Genomic DNA, 14,211 nt, shown 5'->3' with positions numbered 1-14,211 from the left:
GGCAGTATCGGCGCCTTATCACCTGGCCATCAGAACGATGAAACCCGAAGACCTCGAACGCCTGGTCACTCAGACGATGCCCTATGGCAAGTACAAGGGGCGCCTGATTGCCGATCTGCCCGGCCACTACCTCGGCTGGTTCGCCCGTGTCGGCTTTCCGCCAGGCAGCCTCGGCCAGCTGCTGGCGCTGATGCACGAGATCGACCACAACGGCCTGTCCGCGCTGCTGGAACCGTTGCGCCGCGGCAGGACGCAGCGGCGTTAGCCTCGCCTTCGGGCCGGATTACTGTTCGGTCTCGGCACGCAGGGCTTCCAGCGCGGGCGCGGCATAGATGCCGACGTCCACAGCCAGCTCCAGCAGCCTTGGCACATCGCAGGTGTAGACCAGTACCGCCTGCAGCTCATCGTCCAGCGGCTCACTGAAATCCACCAGCACGTAACCGCCCTTCTCGGGATAGAGGCTGCTCAACTGCACCTGGATGCGGTTCAGCGCGGTCAGCGGCTCGGTCTTGGCGAGCTGCTTGGGCTTCAGCACGAAGCTGACGCTCTCGCCGAAAGACGCGACGATCTGGCTGAACAGATCCTGGTAGTCATCTGCCTGGAACAGCACCGTGTCCGGCAGGCTGCCCACCACTACCCATTCGCCCAGCGGAATGGGGAAGCTGTCGTCATAGTTGATGTCCGGATTGGCCTCCAGAAAGGCCTGCGGATCGGCATAGGCCTGGGCGGCTTCATCCGCGATCCGAGCGATTTCTTCATCGGTCATGCAACCGGAGCTGATGAGCGTAAGCAGCTCGGCAAGTTGATCTTTCATGGCTGATCCTGAGGTGGGGGCGGGCAAGGATAGCCAACCTCGTCGCCTTGTGCGCGACCAGCGTGATTCTCCCAGAGGCCACTTCGTCAGCTATATGCAAACGAGTTCTAAGCTTATTCTGTTTCTAGAGGTCAGCCCGGCCGCTGTGATAGCGTTTTCATGCGACAAGCTGCCGCATACCGTCAACAGAACAGAGCGTCGCGCGACGACGCCGGGTAGCGGACAGCATAACCACAACAGCTGATGAGGCGCTTTTCATGAACTCCACTCACTGGCCCCTGGCCGGCGTGGCTGCGTTGTTGCTGACGATGCAGGCACAGGCCGCCGACGGGCAGACGATCTATGCACAAGGGGGTGCCAACCCAGCCGCCATGGCCTGCGCGACCTGCCATGGCGCCGATGCGATGGGAATGGCAGCGGCGGGCTTTCCGAGACTTGCCGGAATCGCTGCGGGCTACAGCCGCAAGCAGCTCGAAGACTTTCGTTCCGGTGCGCGCAGCAACCCGATCATGCAGCCGATAGCCGCTGCGCTGACGGATGAGGAGATGAATGCCGTCGCAGCGACCCTGGAGGCCATGCCGGCTCCGACCTTCGCTGCCACCAGCCGAGCAGAGAAGGCCGAAGGCGTCGGCGCACGCCTGGCGCTGCGCGGCGCCTGGGAGCGCAACATTCCCGAATGCGTGGCCTGCCATGGCCCCGCAGGCATGGGTGTCGGCGCGAGCTTCCCGCCACTGGCCGGACAGTCGGCCCAGTATCTCGGCGCTCAGCTCAACGCCTGGCGCCAGGGCACGCGCAAGAACGATCCGAATGATCTGATGGGACATATCGCTCGGGCGATGAGCGACGACGAGGTTCAGGCCGTAGCCGGGTATTTCGCCGACCTCGGGCAGAAGGAGACCGGTCAATGAACACGCATCTGCTTCCTACGCTGCTGGCGCTGTTCGTGAGTGGCGCGGTGCTGGCCGCCGAGATCAAGATGGACGATCAGTCCCAGCTGACTCAGAAGGCGACCAAGGGTGCCGGTGAGCGCTACTTCCAGCCGCCCCAGGAAAAGGACCTGCCGAGCAACGCCTATGGCGAACTGGTTCAGCAGGGGCGAGCCATCTTTGTCGACACGCAGAAGCATGCGGCCGAGTACGTCGGCAACGGCATGAACTGCACCAACTGCCACCTGGATCAGGGCCGCAAGGCCAACTCCGCGCCGCTGTGGGGTGCCTATCCGATGTATCCGGCCTATCGGAAGAAGAACGACAAGGTCAACAGCTATGCCGAGCGGGTGCAGGGCTGCTTCCAGTTCAGCATGAACGGCACGCCGCCAGCGGCGGACAGCCACGTCATCAATGCACTGACGGCCTACTCCTACTGGTTGTCCACCGGCGCTCCCACAGGTCAGGAACTGCCGGGGCGGGCGTATCCGGAAGTCCCGCAGCCGGAAGGGGGTTTCGACATCGCCAAGGGCAAGCGAGTCTATGCCGAGCAGTGCGCGATCTGCCACGGGGACAACGGCCAGGGGCAGAAAGCCGGAGATGGTTATGTGTTTCCACCGCTGTGGGGAGCGGACTCGTTCAACTGGGGCGCCGGCATGCACCGAATCAATACCGCAGCGGCCTTCATCAAGGAGAGCATGCCGCTCGGCAAGGGCGGCACCCTCAGTGATGCCGACGCCTGGCATGTCGCGGCCTACATGAACAGCCATGAGCGCCCGCAGGATCCGCGCCTGATCGAGGGTTCGGTGGAGAAGACGCGGGAGAAGTACCACGCCAACGATGGCATCAACCTCTATGGCCAGCAGGTCGATGGCGTGCTGCTCGGGCAGGGCGTCAAATAGCGCTGCAGGCTACGCTGTGAACAGAAGAGGGCGCCAAGTGGCGCCCTCTTCATATTCAGACCGTGTAGTCACGGGTTTATGCGCCGAATGGCTTAATTACAGCGATTGTAATCTGCGCAATGTTACGGATTCTTTCAGCTTTTCATGCACAATAGCTGCCATTACAGATCACGAGAAAGCGTAGCGAGCGAAGGCCGGACAAGGCGAAACGCGGATGAGACAGCAGCGTTTACCGGTGGTGAACGAGCATTTCTGCCCGCTTTCAACGCAGCCCGACCACAGTGCAGCAGCTTGCCCGAGTCTGGTTAAAGAGGCGCTGGAATGATCGTGGTTGGCCAAGGCTAGCCGCCGTACCGTCCCACCGTCAGTACGATCAAGCCCTATTCGAGAGGAACGACTGTGTACAACGTCGTCATCAGCGGTACCGGCCTTTACACCCCTGCCAGCAGTATCTCCAACGACGAACTGGTGGAGTCCTTCAATACCTACGTGCACCGCTTCAATAGCGAGAATGCCGCGGCCATCGAGGCCGGTGAGGTCCAGCCGCTGGCCGAATCCAGCTCTGCCTTCATCGAGAAGGCCTCCGGCATCAAGAGCCGCTACGTCACCGACAAGGCCGGCATCCTCGACCCCGAGCGCATGGTTCCGCGCATTCCGGAGCGCAGCAATGACGAGTGGTCGATTCTCTGCGAGATGTCGGTCAAGGCAGCGGAAGAAGCGCTGGCCCGCGCCGGCAAGACGGCGGCCGATATCGATGGCGTGATCGTCGCCTGTTCCAACCTGCAGCGCGCCTATCCGGCCATCGCCATCGAGGTGCAGGCCGCACTCGGCATCAAGGGTTTCGGCTTCGACATGAACGTTGCCTGCTCGTCTGCGACCTTCGGTATCCAGAACGCGGTCAACAGCATCAAGCTCGGCCAGGCCCGCGCCATCCTCATGGTCAACCCGGAAATCTGCACCGGGCACATGAACTTCCGCGACCGCGACAGCCACTTCATCTTCGGCGACGCCTGCACCGCGGTCGTCATCGAGCGTGAAGACCTGGCCACCTCCGCGCATCAGTGGGAGGTGCTTAGCACCAAGCTGGTGACCGAATTCTCCAACAACATCCGCAACAACTTCGGCTTCCTCAACCGCACCGCCGAAGAGTACATGAGCAACCCGGACAAGCTGTTCATCCAGGAAGGCCGCAAGGTCTTCAAGGAAGTCTGCCCGATGGTGGCGGAGCTGATCGGCGAGCACCTGAGCGAAAACGGCATTGCGGTGGAGTCGGTCAAGCGCTTCTGGCTGCACCAGGCCAACCTGAACATGAACCACCTCATCGTGCGCAAGCTGCTCGGTCGTGATGCCACCGAGGAAGAGGCGCCGGTGATTCTCGACACCTATGCCAATACCAGTTCGGCCGGCTCGGTGATCGCCTTCCACAAGCATCAGGACGACCTGCCCAGCGGCAGCCTGGGCGTGCTCAGCTCGTTCGGCGCCGGTTACTCGATCGGCAGCGTGATCCTGCGTAAGCGTTGATCGCGGGAGACGGCCGTTCGTAGGCTGGGCTGTAGCCCAGCTGTGGCGGTCAGCCGGTCAGCTCACGCATTCGCTGCAGCACGGCATTCATGCCGTTGCTGCGCGAGGGCGACAGTTGGCGTGAAAGGCCGAGGCTTGCGAACCAGTCGGCCATGTCCACTCGGGCCAGTTCATCTGCATCCAGCCCATTGACCCGCGCCAGCAGTACCGCCAGCAGGCCGCGAATGAGCCGGGCGTCGCTGGCGGCGCGGAAATGCCAGCGGCCATCCTGGCATTGGCCTATCAGCCAGACGTGACTCTCGCAGCCGGCGACGCGGTTGGTCTCGCTGCGTTCGCCATCGTTTACCGGCTCCAACCGTTCCCCCCACTGCATCAGCAGGCGTGCGCGCTGCTCCCAGCCAGGCGCCTGGGCGAAGGTCGCCAAGGCCTCGCGGGCGGCGTCGGGCAGTTCACTCATCGCAGCAGCTCCAGGGCCTGGTCCAGCGCATCGAAGAAGCGCTGCAGATCGTTGTGGTCGTTGTACAGGCCGAGCGAGACGCGCGTGGCGCCATCCAGGCCGAGATGCTTCATGAGCGGCATGGCGCAGTGGTTGCCGCTGCGCACGGCGATGCCTTGCTCGGTGAGCAGGTGACCGAGATCGGAATGGTGCACACCGTCGACAACAAAGCTGGCCAGCGCGACCTGCGGCGCGCCGAGCAGACGAATGCCGCTGCGCTCGGCGAGGCCGGCGAGCAACAGGTCGTGCAACGCCTGTTCATGTCGGCCGACCGCGGTGGCGTCGAGGGCGGCGAGATAGTCCAGTGCGGCGCCCAATCCGATCACGCCGGAAATCGGCGGTGTGCCGGCCTCGAAACCCAGTGGCGCAGCGTGAAACTCGGCGCTCTGGTAGTCGGCGATCCGCACCATCTCGCCGCCGAACTGCCAGTGACGCAGCTGCAGCAGGGATTCGCCGCGGCCATAGAGCGCGCCAACGCCATCCGGGCCATAGAGCTTGTGGCTGGACAGCACATAGAAGTCGCAGCCCAGCGTGGTCATGTCATGGCGCCCGTGGACCACACCTTGCGCACCATCGACGACGGTCAGCGCGCCCTGTGCCTTGGCCAGGCGCAGCAACGGTCCAAGCGGTTGCCAGCAGCCGAGCACGTTGGACAACTGACTCACCGCCAGCAGCCGCGTGCGCGGCCCGATCAGCCCGGCGGCCGCGGCGAGGTCGATACGCCCGGAGGCGTCGATGGGCAGCACCTGCAGCCTGGCCTCGCGCCGTCTGGCCAGCTGCTGCCAGGGCAGCAGGTTGGCGTGATGCTCGAGGGCGCTGATGACGATCTCGTCGCCGGCTTCGATCAGGTGTTCCAGACCGTAGGCAAGCAGGTTCAGCGCTTCGGTCGCGCCACGGGTGAATACGATTTCGGTCGGGCAGGCGGCATTCAGCCACTTGGCGACCTTGATACGGGCGTCTTCGTAGGCACGGGTGGCGCGTTCGGCAGGTTGGTGCTGGGCACGGTGCACATTGGCCGCACCGCAGGTGTAGTAACCGCTGAGGGCGTCGATCAGCGCCTGCGGCTTCTGTGCCGTGGCGGCGCTGTCGAGGTAGGTCTGGCCTTGTGCTTCGAGCACGGCCAGAGCGGGGAAGTCAGCGCGCCAGGGGGATAACAGGGCCATAAGCGGCAAGCCTCGTGCAACAGGGTGCGGCAAGGCAGGCGCTCATGGCTCGCAGCTTGCCGCTGCTCCCGTCAGTTATGCGCGTGCAGCGCCTCGTTCAGCTCAATGGCCGACTTGTGGGTCTTGCACTCCACGGTGCCGGTCTGCGAGTTGCGGCGGAACAGCAGGTCGCTTTGGCCGGCCAAGTCGCGAGCCTTGACCACTTTCACCAGCTGGTCGTTCTCGTCGAGCAGGCTGACCTTGGTGCCAGCGGTGATGTACAGGCCCGACTCAACCGTGTTGCGATCGCCCAGCGGAATGCCGATGCCGGCATTGGCGCCGATCAGGCAGCCTTCGCCAACCGAAATGATGATGTTGCCGCCGCCGGAGAGGGTGCCCATGGTCGAGCAGCCGCCGCCCAGGTCCGAACCCTTGCCAACGAACACGCCGGCCGACACGCGGCCTTCGATCATGCCCGGACCTTGGGTGCCCGCATTGAAGTTGATGAAGCCTTCGTGCATGACGGTGGTGCCTTCACCCACATAGGCGCCGAGGCGCACGCGCGCGGTATCGGCGATACGCACGCCGGCCGGCACCACGTAGTCGGTCATCTTCGGGAACTTGTCCACCGAGAAGACTTCCAGCAGGTCGCCCTTCAACCGCGCTTCCAGTTGGCGCTCGGCCAGTTCGGCGAGATCCACGGCGCCCTGGTTGGTCCAGGCGACGTTGGGTAGCAGCGGGAAGATGCCGGTCAGGTTCAGGCCGTGCGGCTTGACCAGACGATGGGAGATCAGGTGCAGCTTGAGGTAGGCCTCGGGCGTCGAGGTCAGGGCTGCGTCTTCGGCCAGCAGGGTAGCCACCAGCGGGCGCTGGCTTTCTGCCAGACGGGTCAGCAGGGCATGCTGGGCGGTGTCCAGCGGCTTCAGCGCGTCGGCCAGCTGCGCCGCCTGGGTGGTGGTGATGGCGATCGCCTGGTTGCCGCCGGCGTAGCCGAGCAGCGGGGCGATGGCGTCGACCAGCTCGCCGGCCGGTTGCAGCAGCGGCTGCGCGTAGAAGACTTCCAGCCAGTCGCCCTGGCGGTTCTGGGTGCCAACGCCAAAGGCGAGGCTGAAGAGGGTTGCAGACATGGGATTATCCTTTTTCGATGGCCGCGCCGTCCGGCGAGCGGCTGTCAGTTCGGCGCTGCCAGTGCGGCAGCGTAAAGATCGGGCTTGAAGCCAATCAGGGTTCTGTCGCCCAGGTCGAGTACCGGGCGCTTGATCATCGACGGTTGGGCCAACATCAGCTCGATGGCCCGGGCCTGGTCAAGATCGGCCTTGGCAGCGTCGTCCAGTTTGCGGAAGGTGGTGCCGGCACGATTGAGTACGGTCTGCCAGCCATGCTCGTTGCACCAGGCTTCCAGGTGGGCGCGGTCGATTCCGGCGCTCTTGTAGTCGTGGAACTCGTAGTTCTGCCCATGTTCGTCGAGCCAGGTACGGGCCTTTTTCATGGTGTCACAGGCTTTGATTCCGTATAGGCACAACCGCTGATCGGGTTCGGACATGGGCGACTCTCCAAGGCTCCTGCAAAACTGGACGGCGGATTATGCCACGGCTTGCCTGCCGATGGTCGTGAAGCACGGGGTCAATGCCGGTATTGCCAGGCCCGTGACCGCGTGGTTGCACGCGGTTCAGTCTCGTCCGGCTGCACCCAAGGCCTGCTCGATGGCCCGCAAGTCCTGCGGGCGAACCACGCGTCCCAGCTCCTGGCCCTTGCTCAGCAGAATCAGCGTAGGCCACAACTTGACCCGGAACGAACGTCCCAGCGGCCGCCCCGGGCCATCTTCGATCTTCAGATGGGTGATGCCTGACCGGTCCGCCAGCGCCTTGCCGATCAGCGGTTGGGCGGCGCGGCAGTGGCCGCACCAGGCCGTGCCGAACTCCAGCAGCACGGGGCCTTCCAGCGCGTCCACGTCAGCGCGGCTCGGTTCGATGTTCGCGTAGTGCTCGGTCATTTCCACTGGGGCGGCCCTCCGGATTGCGCGTATAGGTTCGAGCCTGCCATGGGCATGACGTTCAGCCGGCGGTCTCGACCTTTTACGCGGATGCTGTTGTCCATTGATGACAATCGCAACGGTGAGGTGATGACTAATGGCACGCAAGCATTTCGAGAAGTTCGAGGCGATTTCTTCGGCGGTGCCTGCTGAAGATGCGTTCGAGGCGGTGATCGCCATCAAGCGGCGCGACAGCGACGAGGACGTGCAGGTGTTCAAGGTCGCCGACGGTCGTCGCTATGACCTGGCATCGGAAGCGGACGCCATCGCCGAGGCCGCGTTGACTAAAGTTATAGAGGTCAGCGACGAGGGTCAGCTGATCTGGGAAGAACATGCCATCTGAAAGGGGGCAGGCTTATGAACGAGCATGACGAGCGGACAGAGCGGCAACACGGCGAGGCGCATCCCGAGCCGCGCGACGAGCATCCGGGTGCGGACATTCCCGAGCACATGAAGCCGGAGAACCTGGAGAAGCTGCGCGACTACGGCAAGGACATGATCCCGCCTGGCGTGGCTTGAGGGATCGTCAGGCCGGGCGGTCGGACCGCCCGGTGCGCTGTCAGAGCGTTTCGATGAAGTGGCGAATTCGCTGTGCTGCTTCGATGCATTCGGCTAGCGGTGCGACCAGCGCCATGCGCACGCGTCCGGCACCCGGAGAGGCACCATCCACCTCGCGTGACAGGTACGACCCGGGCACCACGGTGACGTGCTCGCGGGCGAAGAGCTCACGGGTGAATTGCTGGTCATCCATCGGCGTTTTCGGCCAGAGATAGAAGCCACCATCCGGGCGCTGCACGTCCATCACCGGCGCGAGGATATCCAGCACCGCGTCGAATTTGGCTCGATACAGCTCGCGATTGGCGCGCACATGTATCTCGTCGTTCCAGGCGGCGATGCTCGCCAGCTGAGTCTGCACCGGCATGGCGCAACCGTGATAGGTACGGTAGAGCAGGAATACCTTGAGGATTTCGGCATCACCGGCGACAAAGCCCGAGCGCAGGCCCGGCAGGTTCGAGCGCTTCGACAGGCTATGAAACACCACGCAGCGCTTGTAGTCGTTGCGACCCAGTGCAGCGCAGGCGCTGAGCAAGCCTGCAGGGGGATTGGCCTCGTCGAAGTACAGCTCGCTGTAACACTCGTCGGCGGCGATGACGAAGTCGTGCTCGTCCGCCAGGGCGATCAGCCTCTGCAGTGTTTCCAGCGGTACCAGCGCACCGGTCGGGTTGCCTGGCGAGCAGAGGAAGAGGATCTGACAGCGCTGCCAGATTTCCGCGGGCACGGCCTCGAAATCCGGGTTGAAGCCGTTCTCTTCGAGGCACGGCAGGTAGTGCGGCGTGGCTCCGGCGAGCAGCGCTGCGCCTTCGTAGATCTGATAGAACGGATTGGGGCTGACCACCAACCCATTGGCGTTGCGATCGACCACTGCCTGGGTGAAGGCGAACAGTGCTTCGCGTGTTCCGTTCACCGGCAAGACATGGCGCGCCGGGTCCAGCGCCTCGGCAGCCAGGCCGAAACGCCCTTCGCACCAGCGCGCGATGGCTTCGCGCAGCGCAGGAATGCCGAGCGTGGTCGGATAGACCGAGAGTTGGTCGAGGTTGTCCGCCAGCGCCTGGGCGACGAAATCCGGCGAACGATGCTTGGGCTCGCCGATCGACAGGGCGATGGCGCGCTTGTCCGCAGGCGGTTGGACGCCGGCAAGCAGCGTGCGCAGTTTCTCGAAAGGGTAGGGGTGCAGCAGATTCAGGGCGTTGTTCATGAGTGCTGTTCTTTCAGGATGAGCGCGGCGACCGCCCCGCATTCGTTGTTTCAGTCGTCGCGTCCGCCGCCATAGTAAGCGCAGCCGCGCAGGGTCTGGCCGTCCAGACGAAGTTCGGCGCTCAGATGGCTGACGGTCCCGCTGGCGCTGTCGACGCAGCGCTGCGGTGCGACCCAGAGATCCAGCTGCTGTGCATTGGCCTCGCTGGTGAAACTGAGTTGACCGCCGGGCAGTTGCTCCTGCAGGTAAGGCAGGGCAACCGGTTCCTGCCCGGGGCGGGTCAGCAGCATGCCGCGAGAGGTCACGTTGACGGTCCAGCCCGGCTCATGGCCACTGGCGCGTAGGATCAGGTGCTTGAAATTCTCCTCGCCGCAGCCGTGGCCTTCGCGCTGCAGGCGATAGACGCGGGTCAGCGCGAACTGGCCGGTCTCGTTCGGCCTGGCCTGGCTGAGCGTGCCGCGCAGGTCGGCGAAAAGGCGGTCGTGCCGGCCGATCACCAGCGCCTGGACCTCTTCCTGCAAGCCAGTCTTTCCCTCGAGCAGGTTGAGCATCCGCTGGCCCTGGCAGCTCTGGAACTGCAACTGGCCATCGACCTGGCGCAGCTCGCCTTGCAGGCGCTCGGTGGCCACTCGCGAGGGTGCCCGATCAGCAAAGAAGGATTGGCAGCCGGCCAGGGACAGCAGCAGCGCGATCAGCAGGGAGCGTGAAAGGGCCATCGGTGAACTCGGAGAGGTTGCGGGGCGGCGACCGCGATGGCCGCCGTGATGGATCAGTTGCCTTTGACGGTCTTGCCGCCAACGCTGCCCTCTTCGAGCATGATCTGGTACTCCTTGCCGTCCTTTTCCACCTGATGCAGCCGGACCAGCAGGTAATCCCAGTCCTTGGCGAACCAGAGGATGGTTTCACGCTTGCTCTGGGTCGGGTCGCGCACGCGCTCGACCTTGATCGCATCGACCTGACCGGCCTTGGTGCTGACCTTCTCCTGGCCGAGCACGCGGAAATCGTAGGTTTCGATTTCGTCGCCATCCACGACCTGGTAGCTCATGCTCTTCTTGCCGGCTGCCACTTCATGCTGCAGAGCCACCTGGTAGGTGGACTTGTCCAGCAGGCCGACGTGCAACGGCAGCTTCACCGGCTCGCCGCGGTCGCTACCCTCGACCACCTTGTTGTCCCAGTCGAAACGGTGCTCGACACGCTTGCCCTTGCCCAGACCGCTGCGCTTGAGGCGATAGGACTGCGGCAGGAAGGTGTCGCCTTCGGTTCGGAAGGTGCTGCGCTCGTTGAGGCTGGCGACCAGCATGGAGGCGTCGAAGTCCAGCCGCCAGCTGCCATCGTCCAGTTGCTCGAGGCTGCGCTGGGCGGTGCCACTGACCGGTACCTGTTTCCAGTCGGCGGTGTAGCTGGCGGAGAAGGGCTTGAGCTCCAGGGCCTGGACCGGAAGGGCCAGCACGGCGAGAGCAAGCAGCAAGGCGCGACGCATGGTATCTCCTAGATTTTGATCTGATAGCCGGAGACCGGCAGGGTGACGCCGTCCAGCATCGCGCCTTGTTCGGCGAGGCGCAAGCGCCCCTCGGCGAACCAGCGCATGGCCAGCGGGTAGATCTGGTGTTCGGCTACATGCACCCGCTGGGTCAGGCCTTCGATGTCGTCGCCTGGTTTGACCTGCAGGGCGGCCTGGAGGACCACCGGGCCGCCGTCCAATTCCTCGGTCACGAAATGCACGCTGCAGCCATGCTCTGCATCGCCCGCCTCAAGCGCGCGGCGATGGGTGTCGAGCCCCTTGTACTTGGGCAGCAGCGACGGATGGATGTTGAGCAGGCGGCCGTGGTAGTGACGGACAAAGCCAGGGCTGAGGATGCGCATGAAGCCCGCCAGGATCACCAGATCCGGGGCATGGGCGTCGATCAGTTCCATCAGCTCGGCATCGAACGCCTCGCGGCCATCGAACGCCTTGTGATCCAGAACGGCGGTGGGGATGCCGGCGCCCTTGGCCCGGGTCAGGCCGAAGGCATCGGCGCGGTTGGCAATCACGGCGCGAATGCGCGCCGGGTTGCCTTCGTGCTGACTATCGATCAGTGCCTGCAGGTTGCTGCCGGACCCCGAAATCAGCACCACTACGTTGCAGGTCGTGCCCATCAATGCTGTTTCAGGTTGTTCAGTACGACGCGTTCCGCGCCCTGCGCTGCAGTGGCGATCTGGCCGATGACCCACGGTGCCTCACCGGATGCGCGCAGGTCGGCCAGGACGGACTCGACCTGCTCCTGAGCCACGCAGATGACCATGCCGACGCCGCAGTTGAGCACGCGGTGCATCTCGTGTTCGTCGACGTTGCCCTTTTCCTGCAACCAGTCGAACACCGCCGGGCGAGTCCAGCTGGCGACATCGATCACCGCCTGGGCACCTTCGGGCAGCACGCGCGGGATGTTGTCGAGCAGGCCGCCGCCGGTGATGTGGGCCATGGCCTTGACCGCCCCGGTATCCTTGATCAGCTTGAGCAGGGGCTTGACGTAGATGCGGGTCGGTGCCATCAGCAACTCGGTGAGCGGCTTGCCGGCCAGCTGGGTGTTCTCGATATCGGCACCGGCCACCTCGATGATCTTGCGGATCAGCGAATAGCCGTTGGAGTGCGGGCCGGAGGAGGGCAGCGCGATCAGGGCATCACCGGCCTGCACCTTGGAGCCGTCGATGATCTCGCTCTTCTCCACCACGCCGACGCAGAAGCCGGCCAGGTCGTAATCCTCGCCTTCGTACATGCCCGGCATCTCGGCGGTTTCGCCACCCACCAGGGAGCAGCCGGCCAGTTCGCAACCGGCGCCGATGCCGGTGACCACGGTGGCGGCCACGTCGACGTTGAGCTTGCCGGTGGCGTAGTAGTCGAGGAAGAACAGCGGCTCGGCGCCACAGACCACCAGGTCGTTGACGCACATGGCGACCAGATCCTGACCGATGCTGTCATGCTTGTTCAGGTTCAGCGCCAGACGCAGTTTGGTACCGACGCCGTCAGTGCCGGAGACCAGCACGGGCTGCTTGTAGCCTGCCGGGATTTCGCACAGGGCGCCGAAGCCGCCCAGGCCGCCCAATACCTCAGGTCGTGCGGTGCGTTTGGCCACGCCCTTGATGCGTTCGACCAGCGCTTCGCCTGCATCGATGTCGACGCCAGCGTCCTTGTAGCTGAGGGAGGGTTGCTTGCTCATAGAATCCGGGCCTGTGAAAGGAGTGCGGGTGTCGACCGGTTGGTTGCTGCATGCGTGCTCGTGAAAACGCCGCCGGCGGCTCGGCTGTCTCGAGGAAGCCGGGCAGGCCCGCTGGCATTTCCCAAGGCCCGAATGCCGGGCGTGAGAGCGCCGGAACCGGTCTGCGGAAAGCGCGCGATTTTATCAGGCTTGCCGCATAGCGGCCATCCCGCAACGCTATCGGTGCCGCCTGACGGTTGGTGTGTCTGTGAGGTAGGCGGTTGCCGCCTCTGGGCCGCCTGTTTAAGGTGTAGCGTCCTGTCGCCCCACAATCCTGCCCCGGCTTGCCTGCGAGAATCGATCATGCGCCTTATCTACCGTTCACTCATCCTGTGCCTTGCGCTGGGCATGGCATTGCCTATTCAGGCCGAACAGCTCAGAGGCCTGTATCAGGTGCGTGAGGCCGTCTCCGGGCAGCAGGCGCAGGAGCGCGCTGCCGCTCTGCAGCGGGCATTCGACACGCTGCTGCTGCGCCTGACCGGCGACGCCGAGGTCGGCAAGCGCCAGGCTGTTGCCGCCCTACGCGAAGATCCGCAACAACTGATCAGCAAGTATGGTTATGAAGGTGAGCATATCGTCGTCGACTTCGACCCCGGCACTACCGAGCGCAGCCTGCGTCGCGCCGGCGTAGCGCTGTGGGGGGCGAATCGGCCGAGCGTGCTGGCCTGGTGGCTGAACGAGCGGGTCGAAGGCACCCAGTTGCTCGGCGACGGCCAGGACAGCGCTGCGCCGTTGCGTGCCGCTGCGCAGCATCGCGGATTGCCGTTGCGCCTGCCGTTGGCCGATCTGTCCGAGCAGCTGCTCGCCACGCCCGAAGCGTTCGGCGCGAACAGCCAGCAGACGCTGGGCGAGGCCTCCGAACGCTACGATGCCGATGTGCTGTTGGCGGTGCACGCACGCGAAGGCGACTCCGGCTGGCAGGCACAGTGGAAGGTGTGGCTCGACGATGGTCAGCGCGATGGCAAGGCGGAGGGTGAAAACCTCGAGGCGCTGGCTGACGCGGTGATGCTGGCGGTCAGTCAGTATCTTGCGCCGCGTTATGTGGTCGCGCCGGGCGCCGCTTCGGATATCACCCTGGAGATCATCGGCGCCGACGTGGCGCGCTTCGCTGAACTGGATCGCCTGCTCGAACCCTTCGGCGGCAGCCTGCTAAGGGTCGAAAGCGATCGCCTGGTCTACCGTGTCAACGCCAGTCCCGAGCAGCTGCGTGCGCAGCTGTCGCTGGCACGATTGCACGAGGTCAGCGAGGACGAGCTGCCACTGGATGCGCGGCAACCGATGGGCGAAGGGCCGGAAGGCACTGAACCCGCCCAGCCGCCAGCAGACTCCCAGGGCGGCACGGTGCTGCGCTTCCGCTGGTGATCCGCCTCCCTGCGATCGATCCCCAAC

General features: G+C 64.5%; 18 protein-coding genes. 7 read left to right on the top strand and 11 right to left on the bottom strand.

The genetic code is table 11. The features are described 5' to 3' along the window. Positions 1–37: 37 nt before the first annotated feature. On the top strand, positions 38–265 hold the full coding sequence (locus PSTAB_RS14250; protein ID WP_026006463.1) for a DUF3820 family protein: 228 nt from the start codon (positions 38–40) through the stop codon (positions 263–265). Positions 266–283: 18 nt separating this feature from the next. On the opposite strand, the gene PSTAB_RS14245 is transcribed toward PSTAB_RS14250, so the two are convergent. Beyond that, a complete protein-coding gene (locus tag PSTAB_RS14245) occupies positions 284–814 on the bottom strand; it encodes a hypothetical protein (RefSeq protein WP_013983465.1) in 531 nt (176 codons plus the stop codon). 257 nt (positions 815–1,071) lie between these two features. Here PSTAB_RS14245 and PSTAB_RS14240 point away from each other — a divergent pair, with 257 nt between their 5' ends. The 3 genes from PSTAB_RS14240 to PSTAB_RS14230 all read left to right on the top strand — a co-directional run bounded on the left by PSTAB_RS14240 (position 1,072) and on the right by PSTAB_RS14230 (position 4,163). Then, positions 1,072–1,722 (top strand): c-type cytochrome, encoded by a 651-nt coding sequence (locus tag PSTAB_RS14240; protein ID WP_013983464.1) that lies wholly within the window; start codon positions 1,072–1,074, stop codon positions 1,720–1,722. Beyond that, positions 1,719–2,642 (top strand): c-type cytochrome, encoded by a 924-nt coding sequence (locus tag PSTAB_RS14235; RefSeq protein WP_013983463.1) that lies wholly within the window; start codon positions 1,719–1,721, stop codon positions 2,640–2,642. Before PSTAB_RS14240 ends, PSTAB_RS14235 begins: the two co-directional genes overlap by 4 nt. Before the next feature lie 399 nt (positions 2,643–3,041). Further along, positions 3,042–4,163, top strand: a complete 1,122-nt coding sequence (locus PSTAB_RS14230) for a beta-ketoacyl-ACP synthase III (RefSeq protein WP_013983461.1) — start codon at positions 3,042–3,044, stop codon at positions 4,161–4,163. 49 nt (positions 4,164–4,212) lie between these two features. On the opposite strand, the gene PSTAB_RS14225 is transcribed toward PSTAB_RS14230, so the two are convergent. The 5 genes from PSTAB_RS14225 to PSTAB_RS14205 form a co-directional block, all read right to left on the bottom strand. Continuing rightward, positions 4,213–4,620: a SufE family protein gene (locus PSTAB_RS14225; RefSeq protein ID WP_011913944.1), complete on the bottom strand. Its 408-nt coding sequence runs from the start codon at positions 4,618–4,620 to the stop codon at positions 4,213–4,215. Then, positions 4,617–5,822 (bottom strand): aminotransferase class V-fold PLP-dependent enzyme, encoded by a 1,206-nt coding sequence (locus PSTAB_RS14220; protein ID WP_013983460.1) that lies wholly within the window; start codon positions 5,820–5,822, stop codon positions 4,617–4,619. The genes PSTAB_RS14225 and PSTAB_RS14220 overlap by 4 nt, the downstream gene beginning before the upstream one ends. A 71-nt stretch (positions 5,823–5,893) precedes the next feature. Continuing rightward, positions 5,894–6,928, bottom strand: coding sequence for a 2,3,4,5-tetrahydropyridine-2,6-dicarboxylate N-succinyltransferase (gene dapD, locus PSTAB_RS14215; RefSeq protein WP_013983459.1), 1,035 nt, complete (start codon positions 6,926–6,928; stop codon positions 5,894–5,896). 44 nt (positions 6,929–6,972) lie between these two features. Further along, positions 6,973–7,344, bottom strand: a complete 372-nt coding sequence (locus PSTAB_RS14210; protein ID WP_013983458.1) for an ArsC family reductase — start codon at positions 7,342–7,344, stop codon at positions 6,973–6,975. Positions 7,345–7,470: 126 nt separating this feature from the next. Beyond that, positions 7,471–7,800, bottom strand: coding sequence for a thioredoxin family protein (locus PSTAB_RS14205; protein WP_013983457.1), 330 nt, complete (start codon positions 7,798–7,800; stop codon positions 7,471–7,473). 130 nt (positions 7,801–7,930) lie between these two features. Here PSTAB_RS14205 and PSTAB_RS14200 point away from each other — a divergent pair, with 130 nt between their 5' ends. Continuing rightward, positions 7,931–8,176, top strand: a complete 246-nt coding sequence (locus tag PSTAB_RS14200; RefSeq protein ID WP_011913939.1) for a hypothetical protein — start codon at positions 7,931–7,933, stop codon at positions 8,174–8,176. 14 nt (positions 8,177–8,190) lie between these two features. Continuing rightward, positions 8,191–8,352: a hypothetical protein gene (locus PSTAB_RS21800; RefSeq protein WP_011913938.1), complete on the top strand. Its 162-nt coding sequence runs from the start codon at positions 8,191–8,193 to the stop codon at positions 8,350–8,352. A 40-nt stretch (positions 8,353–8,392) separates the two neighbouring features. Here PSTAB_RS21800 and dapC read toward each other — a convergent pair whose 3' ends face one another. The 5 genes from dapC to purM are packed head-to-tail and all read right to left on the bottom strand — an operon-like array spanning position 8,393 to position 12,783. Continuing rightward, positions 8,393–9,589, bottom strand: a complete 1,197-nt coding sequence (gene dapC / locus PSTAB_RS14195) for a succinyldiaminopimelate transaminase (protein WP_013983456.1) — start codon at positions 9,587–9,589, stop codon at positions 8,393–8,395. A gap of 50 nt (positions 9,590–9,639) precedes the next feature. Next, positions 9,640–10,305, bottom strand: coding sequence for a COG3650 family protein (locus tag PSTAB_RS14190; protein WP_013983455.1), 666 nt, complete (start codon positions 10,303–10,305; stop codon positions 9,640–9,642). Positions 10,306–10,358: 53 nt separating this feature from the next. Next, entirely contained in the window at positions 10,359–11,069 is a 711-nt protein-coding gene (locus tag PSTAB_RS14185; RefSeq protein WP_011913935.1) for a DUF3108 domain-containing protein, read from the bottom strand. Positions 11,070–11,077: 8 nt separating this feature from the next. Continuing rightward, complete coding sequence (gene purN / locus PSTAB_RS14180; protein WP_013983454.1) at positions 11,078–11,725, bottom strand: phosphoribosylglycinamide formyltransferase; 648 nt, start codon at positions 11,723–11,725, stop codon at positions 11,078–11,080. Further along, positions 11,725–12,783: a phosphoribosylformylglycinamidine cyclo-ligase gene (gene purM / locus PSTAB_RS14175; RefSeq protein ID WP_013983453.1), complete on the bottom strand. Its 1,059-nt coding sequence runs from the start codon at positions 12,781–12,783 to the stop codon at positions 11,725–11,727. The genes purN and purM overlap by 1 nt, the downstream gene beginning before the upstream one ends. A gap of 342 nt (positions 12,784–13,125) precedes the next feature. Between purM and PSTAB_RS14170 the strand changes: the two genes are divergently transcribed. Then, on the top strand, positions 13,126–14,184 hold the full coding sequence (locus tag PSTAB_RS14170) for a DUF2066 domain-containing protein (RefSeq protein WP_013983452.1): 1,059 nt from the start codon (positions 13,126–13,128) through the stop codon (positions 14,182–14,184). Positions 14,185–14,211: the final 27 nt, after the last annotated feature.

Origin of the sequence: Stutzerimonas stutzeri (assembly GCF_000219605.1) — a bacterium.
Taxonomy (GTDB): domain Bacteria; phylum Pseudomonadota; class Gammaproteobacteria; order Pseudomonadales; family Pseudomonadaceae; genus Stutzerimonas; species Stutzerimonas stutzeri.
Note: the sequence above shows the minus strand (reverse complement) of the source record. Positions and strands in the feature narration are given on the sequence as shown.

What these genes read in the sequence shown, in the direction of transcription:
- dapC (WP_013983456.1), bottom strand. Translation starts at nt 9,589, where the DNA reads ATGAACAACGCCCTGAATCTGCTGCACCCCTACCCTTTCGAGAAACTG.
- PSTAB_RS14185 (WP_011913935.1), bottom strand. Translation starts at nt 11,069, where the DNA reads ATGCGTCGCGCCTTGCTGCTTGCTCTCGCCGTGCTGGCCCTTCCGGTC.
- purM (WP_013983453.1), bottom strand. Translation starts at nt 12,783, where the DNA reads ATGAGCAAGCAACCCTCCCTCAGCTACAAGGACGCTGGCGTCGACATC.
- dapD (WP_013983459.1), bottom strand. Translation starts at nt 6,928, where the DNA reads ATGTCTGCAACCCTCTTCAGCCTCGCCTTTGGCGTTGGCACCCAGAAC.
- PSTAB_RS14245 (WP_013983465.1), bottom strand. Translation starts at nt 814, where the DNA reads ATGAAAGATCAACTTGCCGAGCTGCTTACGCTCATCAGCTCCGGTTGC.
- PSTAB_RS14250 (WP_026006463.1), top strand. Translation starts at nt 38, where the DNA reads ATGAAACCCGAAGACCTCGAACGCCTGGTCACTCAGACGATGCCCTAT.
- PSTAB_RS14170 (WP_013983452.1), top strand. Translation starts at nt 13,126, where the DNA reads ATGCGCCTTATCTACCGTTCACTCATCCTGTGCCTTGCGCTGGGCATG.
- PSTAB_RS14240 (WP_013983464.1), top strand. Translation starts at nt 1,072, where the DNA reads ATGAACTCCACTCACTGGCCCCTGGCCGGCGTGGCTGCGTTGTTGCTG.
- PSTAB_RS14220 (WP_013983460.1), bottom strand. Translation starts at nt 5,822, where the DNA reads ATGGCCCTGTTATCCCCCTGGCGCGCTGACTTCCCCGCTCTGGCCGTG.
- purN (WP_013983454.1), bottom strand. Translation starts at nt 11,725, where the DNA reads ATGGGCACGACCTGCAACGTAGTGGTGCTGATTTCGGGGTCCGGCAGC.
- PSTAB_RS14200 (WP_011913939.1), top strand. Translation starts at nt 7,931, where the DNA reads ATGGCACGCAAGCATTTCGAGAAGTTCGAGGCGATTTCTTCGGCGGTG.
- PSTAB_RS14190 (WP_013983455.1), bottom strand. Translation starts at nt 10,305, where the DNA reads ATGGCCCTTTCACGCTCCCTGCTGATCGCGCTGCTGCTGTCCCTGGCC.
- PSTAB_RS14235 (WP_013983463.1), top strand. Translation starts at nt 1,719, where the DNA reads ATGAACACGCATCTGCTTCCTACGCTGCTGGCGCTGTTCGTGAGTGGC.
- PSTAB_RS21800 (WP_011913938.1), top strand. Translation starts at nt 8,191, where the DNA reads ATGAACGAGCATGACGAGCGGACAGAGCGGCAACACGGCGAGGCGCAT.
- PSTAB_RS14210 (WP_013983458.1), bottom strand. Translation starts at nt 7,344, where the DNA reads ATGTCCGAACCCGATCAGCGGTTGTGCCTATACGGAATCAAAGCCTGT.
- PSTAB_RS14225 (WP_011913944.1), bottom strand. Translation starts at nt 4,620, where the DNA reads ATGAGTGAACTGCCCGACGCCGCCCGCGAGGCCTTGGCGACCTTCGCC.